We start from the raw sequence: 2,278 nt of genomic DNA, 5'->3' as shown, positions 1-2,278 counted from the left end.
AAAACACATTCCAACAACTGCTAGAAAAAATTGAGCAGTGGCACCTCTTCATTGAACAAACCGATAACGAAGAAGCAATTCCAGAACAATTACCTGCTGGGATTTTCATTTAATCCCGCTAAAAACGACCATGTTTAGAAATGAGTTTATTTTATGTCGACAATTCAAATTAATAGTCAACATCGAGGTAATTTAGACCTCGCAGATATTCAAAATATCAAAACCAATGCGAAAGAAGGCGATACCGTTAAATTTGGCTCTGTATTTGGTAAAGAATACAGCGTTACCAAAAGCAATGATGGTGAAATTAGCCTCAAACAAAAAGAAAATCGCAGCTTTTTTAATCGCTTTTTTAGCAAAACAGATTCATCGAAAAACAGCGACTTAAAGCTGAACTTGATGAACCAACAACTGCACAAAAAAGAGAACAACGGCAACGTTAAGGTCCTGACGTTAACGTACAACCAAGCCAACCAAAAGATGCCTGAAGAGACGAAGAACTACTTCCAAAACCTTATCCAAAAGGGTGACTATGATGTGGTCTTATTTGCCGAACAAGAATCGAAATTGCTTGCTAACGACCTAGAACTCGATGGCATGAACCTGCTTAGCCAAAACAAAATGAAAGTCATGACTAAAGGGCTTGGTGAAGGTATCAGCTACACTTCGATGTCTGTTTTTGCGAAAGATGGCGTCGATATTAACGTGAAAAATGAGTCTGAATATCGTCACGGCATCGGTGGACGAAACATGGAATTCTTCATGGGCATCACGGGTAATAAAGGCGGCGTGAAAACGGCTTTGGAGATCAATGGACAACCTTTAAACGTCATTTCTGCACACCTGGATTCCAACAAAGAAGTCAAACGTGAGTTCGAAGGCAACAAGTTGATGGAAGGCATTAATCCAAATGAGGAAGTTCTGATCACTGGCGATCTCAATGAACGTGAGAAGCGCGTTGCTGAAGGCTCTGATGTGCTGTACGACCCAATTGCCCACGATGATACGCACTTAGCGAAACATGGCTTTAAGTTCAAACCACTCGATAGCCATACTTACATGCAGTTAGATAAGCACACTGGCAATATTAAGCAGAAAGAAGGCCGAGATCGCCCTGACTTCGGTGAGCTGGATAATACTGGTTTAACCAACAAAACGGGCAACTTACAGAACCACCAAACCAGTGTTATCACAGATGGTTTTGAGAATGTCAGCGACCATAAGCCAGTGCAGTCAACATTCGAAGTCAGAAGCTTTTCTCAAAAGTTGATTGAAAATGCGTTTACTCAAAATGCCAATGACTTTAAAAATGATGCCGCCTATCTGAAGCCAGGCACGAACCCAGCTAACGCAACGTTTGATGATGTAACCTCTGCTAACCAAGCACGTCTGGGTTTAGAAAACTTAAACCCGAATGAACAAGCATTCGTGAAAGAGAATTTTGCGAGCTTTATTATCGGTAAAGACGCGATCTTCAGCCAGCTAACTAGCGGCTTTATGGAGGAGATGGGCCAACTTCATGCCTCTGATCTTGCTAAGAACCCAACTCATCTACAAGCGCAGCAAATTGCGTTGAGCGAAAAATACGAACAGCTAAGCGATAAAGTAAACGCTGAGTTTAATAAACAATTCGTGGCAAATCTTTAGCCACAGTGCCGTATTTATCTCTGTTCGATATTGAAAACATAGAAAGTTAAAAGCACAAAAAGGCCCTCTTCTCGGGCCTTTTTCATGGCGATCATTTGTTCGGCTTGCCTCCACCTTTTCCGCCGCCCTTACCACCACCAGAACCTGCAACCGTGATGTTATCGCTCCATCCACTCCAGAACAAAGAACCATCGCTTTGCTGAATGGTGCCAACACGATAATGCACTTCGCCATTGGCACTGGAATCTTCAAACGTCATGACCGTTGGGTCGAGAACATCCCAACTGCTTAGGCTTTGCCATCGATTACGTTTTGCATTCCAACTCTCGCGTTCGACTCTAAAGCCTGCAATGGCATCTTGATCCCCCAAATAGTCCCAAGTGAGAAAGACAATACTATTGTAGATCGAGATGGAAAGAGCTTCTGGTGCCTTAACGACTAGAGGAGGAGGTGGCGGTTCCGAAGGTGTTGCAGTCAGAGCTCCCACCAAATTCAGTCGTCCGTATTGAGAGATGCTCTGTAAATCTTGTCCATCAGCACCTATTGGATCCGCTCCTTGTTCCAACATCATACGAATCATCTGGTTACAAGGTACGCCAGAAGCGTCTTGGCAAGTTGCAGGATCGGATAA

At 43.3% G+C, this 2,278-nt stretch carries 1 protein-coding gene and 2 pseudogenes; 2 read left to right on the top strand and 1 reads right to left on the bottom strand.

Annotation, left to right across the window (positions count from 1 at the left end):
- Together R7P67_RS23195 and R7P67_RS23190 are read left to right on the top strand one after the other, a co-directional pair.
- Positions 1–113: pseudogene (locus tag R7P67_RS23195) on the top strand (ati2 chaperone); the annotation flags it as partial.
- Positions 114–153: 40 nt separating this feature from the next.
- The gene (locus R7P67_RS23190; protein WP_140285058.1) at positions 154–1,647 is read left to right on the top strand and encodes a VPA0450 family T3SS effector inositol phosphatase; all 1,494 of its coding nucleotides are present in this window, start codon (positions 154–156) and stop codon (positions 1,645–1,647) included.
- 91 nt (positions 1,648–1,738) lie between these two features.
- On the opposite strand, the pseudogene R7P67_RS23185 reads toward R7P67_RS23190, so the two are convergent.
- Positions 1,739–2,278 (bottom strand): annotated as a pseudogene (locus tag R7P67_RS23185) (serine protease); the annotation flags it as partial.

It is taken from the genome of Vibrio sp. Vb0937, assembly GCF_033338855.1.
The sequence above is the reverse complement of the archived record's forward strand: the minus strand, read 5'-3'. Positions and strand labels throughout refer to the sequence as shown.

Coding starts and splice junctions, on each gene's coding strand:
- R7P67_RS23190 (WP_140285058.1), top strand. CDS start 154: ATGTCGACAATTCAAATTAATAGTCAACATCGAGGTAATTTAGACCTC.